This is a genomic window from Acidimicrobiales bacterium (assembly GCA_036378675.1).
Taxonomy (GTDB): Bacteria; Actinomycetota; Acidimicrobiia; order Acidimicrobiales; family Palsa-688; genus DASUWA01.
Window position 1 is genome coordinate 233,503 of record DASUWA010000013.1, and the last position, 7,000, is coordinate 240,502.

At 65.7% G+C, this 7,000-nt stretch carries 6 protein-coding genes; 3 read left to right on the forward strand and 3 right to left on the reverse strand.

The window, feature by feature from the left end; all coding sequences use genetic code 11:
* Positions 1–100 precede the first annotated feature (100 nt).
* The 3 genes from VFZ97_05770 to VFZ97_05780 are packed head-to-tail and all read left to right on the forward strand — an operon-like array spanning position 101 to position 3,071.
* A complete protein-coding gene (locus VFZ97_05770; protein ID HEX6392929.1) occupies positions 101–757 on the forward strand; it encodes a TetR/AcrR family transcriptional regulator in 657 nt (218 codons plus the stop codon).
* On the forward strand, positions 754–1,740 hold the full coding sequence (locus VFZ97_05775) for a diiron oxygenase (protein ID HEX6392930.1): 987 nt from the start codon (positions 754–756) through the stop codon (positions 1,738–1,740). Before VFZ97_05770 ends, VFZ97_05775 begins: the two co-directional genes overlap by 4 nt.
* 8 nt (positions 1,741–1,748) lie before the next feature.
* On the forward strand, positions 1,749–3,071 hold the full coding sequence (locus VFZ97_05780; GenBank protein ID HEX6392931.1) for an MFS transporter: 1,323 nt from the start codon (positions 1,749–1,751) through the stop codon (positions 3,069–3,071).
* A 34-nt stretch (positions 3,072–3,105) separates the two neighbouring features.
* On the opposite strand, the gene VFZ97_05785 is transcribed toward VFZ97_05780, so the two are convergent.
* The 3 genes from VFZ97_05785 to VFZ97_05795 form a co-directional block, all read right to left on the reverse strand.
* Positions 3,106–4,347 carry an amidohydrolase family protein gene (locus VFZ97_05785; protein HEX6392932.1) on the reverse strand — a complete coding sequence of 414 codons (1,242 nt, stop codon included), beginning with the start codon at positions 4,345–4,347 and terminating at the stop codon, positions 3,106–3,108.
* A 35-nt stretch (positions 4,348–4,382) separates the two neighbouring features.
* Positions 4,383–5,588 carry a cytochrome P450 gene (locus VFZ97_05790; protein ID HEX6392933.1) on the reverse strand — a complete coding sequence of 402 codons (1,206 nt, stop codon included), beginning with the start codon at positions 5,586–5,588 and terminating at the stop codon, positions 4,383–4,385.
* A partial coding sequence (locus tag VFZ97_05795; GenBank protein HEX6392934.1) for an acyl-CoA dehydrogenase family protein occupies positions 5,585–7,000 on the reverse strand: 1,416 nt, incomplete at its 5' end. The genes VFZ97_05795 and VFZ97_05790, both read right to left, overlap by 4 nt.

The window sequence follows — 7,000 nt, forward strand, 5'->3', positions numbered from 1 at the left end:
ATCGGCAGGGCTAAATCGGCAGGGCAGGGGCTTAACCGGCAGGGCGCCACAAAAACAATCAGGCTTGACTGATTTTCTTTTTCCCTGTACAACTCTCTCAATGGCCTCGAAACGGCAGCAACCGGCGGTGACACCCACCGGCCGTCCGATGCAGCAGCGCGCCATCGACACCAGGACAGCCCTTCTCGACGCTGCCATCGACTGCCTGGTGGAGATCGGCTACGGGGCGACCACGACGATCGAAACAGCCCGCCGCGCCGGGGTTTCCCGAGGTGCGCAGTTGCATCACTTCCCGACCAAGACGCAGCTTTTGACCTCGGCCGTCGAGCGGCTTTTGGAGCGCAGGATCGAGGAGTTCCGCAAGGCCTTCGTGGACGTTCCTCACGGGCCCGGCCGGCTGGAGCGGGCCGTCGACGTGCTTTGGTCGATGTTCGAGTCGTCGACGTTCGTCGCGATGGCCGAGCTCTGGGTCGCCGCCCGGACCGATCCTGATCTCGCCTCTGCTGTGGTCGAGATGGACCGGCGTTTCGTCGAGGAGTGCACGACCGTCTACGCCGAACTTTTTTCTCAGGAGGACGGCCGCAACCAGGAACTCGATGACATGGCCGTCAGCTTCGCGTTCGCCTTGATGGACGGCCTCGCCTTCCAGCGCCTCGTGCCGAAGCCGTACCAGCGTCCTGCCGGCGACTACCTCGAGGCCCTCAAGGCAATCGCCGCGATGTTCAGCAACCCCCCGGAAGGAGCCGAACACCCATGACCGCTGTCCCTACCGAGCTGGTCGACGAGGAGCCCCAACGATCGGCCGCCGGCGGCTGGGAGGCGCTCCTCAGCCGCCTGAGCCAGCTGTCGATCACCAAGCATTTCGACGCGTACGCCGATGTCGACTGGGACTCGCCCGAGATGCGGATCGATCGAGACGATCCCCGGTGGATGCTGCGCGAAGACGATCCGCTCGGGCGGACCGACTGGTACAGAAACCTTGCACCGGCTGAACAGGCCGGCCTCGGACTCGATTTGATCGCTTCAAAGATGAAGCTCGGTTTGCAGTTCGAGAGCATCCTGAAGCAGGGCCTTCTCCGGTTCGCAGCGGACCTCCCGAACGGCTCACCGGAGTTCCGTTACTGCTACCACGAGCTGATCGAGGAAGCACAGCATTCGTTGATGTTTCAGGAGTTCGTGAACCGGAGCGGATTCGATGCCAGGGGACTGACCAAGCTCGATCGCATCGGCGCCGCGCACGTGATTCGCCTGGCGCGGCAGTTCCCGGAGCTCTTCTTCGTGTTTGTGCTGGGCGGGGAGGACCCGATCGACCACGTTCAGCGGCGAGAACTTCGGAGCGGATCGGTGATCCATCCGCTGACCGAGAGGATCATGCGGATACACGTGACCGAGGAGGCCCGCCACCTTTCGTTCGCGCGCCACTATCTCAAGCGGCGCGTGCCAGCGCTCCGACGCTCGCGGCGCGCCCAGCTCGCGGTCGGAGCACCACTGATCCTCGCCGGGATGGCCCAAATGATGCTGCGCCCCTCCCGTCAGATCGTCGTCAAGTACCGGATCCCGAAGGCTGTGCTCGACGAGGCCTACAGAAAGAACCCCGATCATCACGCGGCAACCATCGAGTCGCTGCAGAAGGTGCGGAGGCTCTGCGAGGAGTTGGGCTTGCTGAGCCCGGCGTACAAGCGGCTGTGGCGGACCCTTGGTCTGGCTGACGGTCGACCGAGCGCAAGCAAGCAGGCGTAACGCAGGTCATGTCCGGGCCGAGCCGGGGCGACCTGGCGCCGTTCCAGCGGCTCTTCGAGCCCGCACGGCTTCTCGAGCCGTCCCACTGGCAGCTGCTCGGGCTGCTCGGGTGGGCCAGCTTCTTCGAAGGCTACGACCTGAACATCGTCATCTTCGCGCTGCCCCACATCCGGTCAAGTTACGGGCTGAGCCAATCGTCGGCTTCGCTCTGGCTCAGCCTCCTGTATCTCGGCGCGCTACCTGCGATCTTCATCGCTCGACGAGCGGACCGGCACGGACGGCGGCGGGTCCTGCTCGCGTCGATCTGCGGGTACACGATCGCGACCGCCGCCACAGGGTTCGCGCCGTCGATCGCGGCGTTCGCCGGCTGCCAGTTTGCGGCGCGGCTGTTCCTCGCGACCGAGATGTCGGTCAGCTGGACGGTGATTGCGGAGGAGCTGCCCAAGGGAGCCAGAGGCTTCGGCTTCGGATTTCTCGCAACGCTCGACATTCTCGGCGCCGGGTTCGGCTCTCTGCTGTACGGGGTCGTGCTCGCGCCGCTCGGCGTATCGTGGCGGTGGTTGTACGGTGCCGCGGTGCCGGTGCTGGTTGTCGTGGTGTGGCTGCGCCGGCGCCTGCCGGAAAGCCGTCGATACCAGCGAGTCGCCACCTCCCGCACCTGGTCCCGATGGGGCGAGATCACGCACCGGCCTTACGCGCGCAACCTCGTGCTGGTGTGTGCCCTTGCGCTGCTGGTCAATGTGACCACGCAGGCAACGGTCTTCGTCATCGACTTCCTCGAGTCGCAGCGCCACATGTCGACCTCATCCGCCAACCTCACCCTCGTCGCCGCCGGCGCGATAGCTATACCGATACTCGCGGCGGCCGGATCGCTCAGCGACCGGCTCGGCCGGAAAACAGTCGGCTGCGCGTTCCTCGCCGTCGGCGTCCTTGGCCTGTACCTCTTCTTCTTCGCCGCTCATGGAGTGCTCGAATTGCTCGGTGCGCTCGCGCTCACCTACTTCGGCAGCTTCGGAGCGTGGCCTTCCCTCGGTGCCTACGGGACGGAGCTGTTCCCGACCAGCCTGCGCGCGCTAGGTAACTCTTGCGCCGGCGCGGCGAAGGTGGTTGGCCAATGCCTCGGGTTCGTGGTCGCGGGTGTGCTGATCGCTGGCACCCGAAGCCTCCCTTACGGCGTGGCCATCCTCACCGCAGGTCCGATCGTGGCTATACCGTTGGTGGTCTTCTTCATGCCCGAGACGAGCGGGCGCGACCTCGACGAGACCGCAGGGGAGGCACTCGCCGGGATAGCTGCAAGTCCAGTCGCGGTAGTGGCCCCCAGCGCACGGTAGGGCGATGATCTTTCTCGCCGGGGGTACCGGTTAGTCAACGGGCGAGGTGCGACGCGGCGGACCCCATCAGATCGAGGAAGTTGTCGCAGTAGAAGCGCCGCCGAACGTCGTCGGTCGCGTCACCCAGCGATGACTCGAAGCGCTCTATAGGCCGCCGGCCACCCTCCACGTGGGGATAGTCCGACGAGAACATGCATACGTCTGGGCCGCTCTGGTCGATTATCCAGCCGACGTCCTCGGTCGGATAGGGGGTAGCCCTGACCTGACGCCGCACGTACTCGGTCGGGCGCAGCGAAAGGGCGCGGAGCCGTTCTTCGTGGCGCCCGAAGGCTTCGAGAGCGGACTCCATCTGCCGAGTCCACGACGGAAGCCAAATCGCGCCCTGCTCGATGACCCCGAACATGAGCTTCGGGAACCGTTCGAGCACCCCGTCGAAGATCATCGTCGCCAGCGTCTGCATCGGCGGATGGGGTATGCCCATGTAATCGACGGACCGGAAGTTCTCCTCCCCGCCGTGGAAGTCGGGCGGCACCGGTAGACCGTTGCGGAAGTAGTTGGGGTCGATCAGGGTTCCCGTACCCCCGACGTGGAAGACAACGGGTAGGCCCCCTTCCTGGGCCTGCGCCCAAACCGGATCGAGGCCGGTATGGCTGGGGGAGTGGCCTGCCGGGCAGCCCGATGGCACCAGCAGCGCCGCGGCCCCGTCGTCGATTACTTCTCGGGCGATCTCCTCGGCAAGCGCGAAGTCGGCGAGGGGCACGTAACAGGTCGGCAGAAGCCGGGAGTCCGCGGCGCAGAACTCGAGCATTGCCCGGTTGTGCGCGCGAGCGGTGCCGTAGGCCAACGCCAAGTCGCCCGAGTGCTCCCAGTCGTGCAGCCGGCTGTTGTGGAAGGTGTTGAACACCAGCTGGCTGGAGAAGCCGAGCAGGTCGAGCGCGCGTCCACGATCGTCGGGCAAGAACGAGCCGGTCGCCGCAAAGTTCTTGCGCAGCATGATCTGCTCGGCCTCCTCCGCCCGGTAGCTGTAAGACCGGTGTCGCTCGGCGAGTCGCTCGAAAGCGGCTTCGAGGTCCCGTTGCTGCTCTTCGGGGTCACCTGTCTGGCGAAGCTCGTTGCCTCCCGGGTAGCGCAGCGGTTGGATTTTGTCCCTGATCGATGGATCAGCGTGATCCCGGAGCCAGTTCGGCGTCTCCATGACGTGCGCGTCGGCGTCGTGGATCACCCGACCGGGGACCGCGTTGTAGGGCCGGGATGCCAGGTCGTCAACGGTTGCCACCGCGCGAGCTTCGCGCCGCGGGTCTGGGTTCGCAGTCATGAGGCAGCTGGCGTGAATTTCACCGGCATGCTGTGGTACCCGACGATGAAGCTGCTGGCGAGCCGTTGCGGTTCGCCAGCGGGGGAGATGTCGGGCAGCCTGGTGAGCAGCTCCCTGAGCAGAGAAGCGATCTCCGCCCTGGCAACGTGCATGCCGAGGCACAGATGCGCGCCCCCACCGCCGAACGCCAGGTGCGGGTTCGGCTCGCGGCCGACGTCAAAACGGTCGGGCTGCTCGAACACTTCCTCGTCCCGGTTCGCGGCCCCGTAGAAGATCACCACCTTTTCGCCGGCGGCGAGTTTGTGGTCCCTGATCGTTGTGTCCGCCATCACCGTGCGCCGGAAATGCGAAACCGGTGACGTGTACCGAAGCATCTCTTCGACCGCGGTCGGCAACAGCCCGTCGAGGTCGGATTGAAGGCGTGCCCGCTCATCGGGGTGATCGAACAGCAATTGTGCGCCAGATGCGACCAGGTTTCTCGTCGTGTCGCCGCCGGCGTTTACCAGCAACAGGAAGAACCACTGGAACTCCGAGTCCGTCAACATGTCCCCGTCGATCTCCGCTTGGACAAGCGTCGACGCGATGTCGTCGGCCGGGTGTTGGCGCTTGTCGCGGGCCACCGAATCCGCGTAGATGAGCATCTCGGCGACGGCCTCCAGCTGTCGTTCCGGAGTGACAACGGACGGGTCCGTCGTGTGCATGATCTCGGTCAGCTCATAGAGGCGTTCTCCGTCGGAACGAGGGATCCCCATCATCTCGGCGATGAGCCCGGAAGGGAGCCGGCCGGCGACGTCGGCCACCAGGTCGCACTCGCCCTTGCCGGCGATGTCGGCGACGATCTCGCCAGCCAACGAGTCGATCCGGTCCTTCAGCATCTGCGCCTGGCGAGGCGTAAAGCCCCGGCTGACCAGCCGGCGGTAGCGCTCGTGCTGGGGCGGGTCCATGTTCAGCATCATTTGCCGTTGGGCGAACAGCTCTTCGTCGGACACCGCCTCCCCGACCATCACACCTCGTTCGTATGAGCTGAAGACCGGATGCTGACGGCTCACCGACTTGACGTCCTCATATTTGGTGAGCGCCCAGAAGAAGTCCCCGTAGGGGTCAGGGTGACGGTACACGGGGGCGTTCGCGCGCAACCATGCGTACTGATCCCACGGGTGCCCCGAGATGAACGACTCGGTCGAGATGAGATCGATGTTCATCGCGGATCGACGAGGGCTCCGTCGTATAGCTCTTTGAAGCGCTCGAGGTCCTCGGCGGGCGCGTCGATGCCGCGGAGCGGTCCCGGATCTGCGAGGTGCGATCGCGCGTAGAGGCGCGCGATGAGAGCCTTCCTGCCCGCCTCGGAGGAGCTGCCCATTCCCGATAGTTTGGTCTCCGAGCCCGCCTGCTCGAGCAGCAACGCCGCCGCGTACACGTCGACCATGTACTGCGCCAGCGGGAAAAGGCGAGCCTCCGCCACCGAGCCATCGAGACGTTGCCACGCCTCGATCGCCTGGCGGAGCTGCTTGGACCGGAGCGCCACGAGATCGGCGGTCGCCTGGTCGGCCGCGGGCCCGAGGACGGGGGCGTGGTCGATAGCGCTGTCGATCCTTTCCAGGAACGGCTCGTGCGCGGTGCTCTTCTCCATCGCTCTGCGCACGTCGAGGCAGAGGATGTTGTCGGGGCCTTCCCATACGGTGTTCACCTGCGCGTCGCGGAGCAGGCGGGCAACCGGCCACTGCTCGATGTAGCCGTTCCCGCCGTGAACCTCGATGGCGTCGCTAGCACTGCTGATGCCTAGTCTCGCGGCACGCAGCTTGATAAGCGGTGCTGCGATACGAAGCCGCGGTCCCAGGTAACCGTCGAAGACGAGTGCCTGCGCGGCCTCCACCTCCACGATCAAGTCCGCCAACTTCCGTTGCATGAGCGGTTGCTCGATCAGCGGACGGCCGAAAGCCTCCCGCTCGCGCGCGTAGCAGAGCGATTCCACGAGCGCCCGCCGTGCCACTCCTACGCCCATCATGGCGATACCGAGACGCGCCCCGTTGGTGAGCTCCATCATTCGACCGAGGCCCCTGCCGTCGTGAGATTCTCCGTCCGCCGAGGCGGGACCACCTGGATCGGGTGCGAGTAGAAACGCCTCCGCGTCCACCAGCTCCACCTCTCCGGAGGCGACCGCCTTGGTCCCGAGCTTGTCCTTCAGGCGCCGGATCCGTATGCCGTTCCGAGAGCCGTCGCGCCGCTCGCGAAGCACGAGGAACGGCGCCACGCCGCGGGTGCCGTCGGGGGCGCCTTCGGGCTTGGCAAGGACGACGTACGCGGATCCGTCGACGTTGGAGACAAACCATTTGAAACCGTTGAGAAGCCACGCGTCGCCGTGAGGAGTGGCCGTGGTCTCGAGTGCTGCGAGGTCAGAGCCGCCGGTCCTTTCGGTGAACATCTGTGCGGTATCCCCGGCGAGGTCGCTCCCGTCGGACGCCAACTCGGACACCCGACGTTCGACGTCCTCCGGTGCAAAACGCTCGGCCATCCGGACGACCATGTCGAGCCCGGTGCCGAGCACGCATGTCATGGCGATCTCGGCCTGGTTCAACATGTAGCTCCACGCTGCCACGAGAGGCCCCGGATCCAC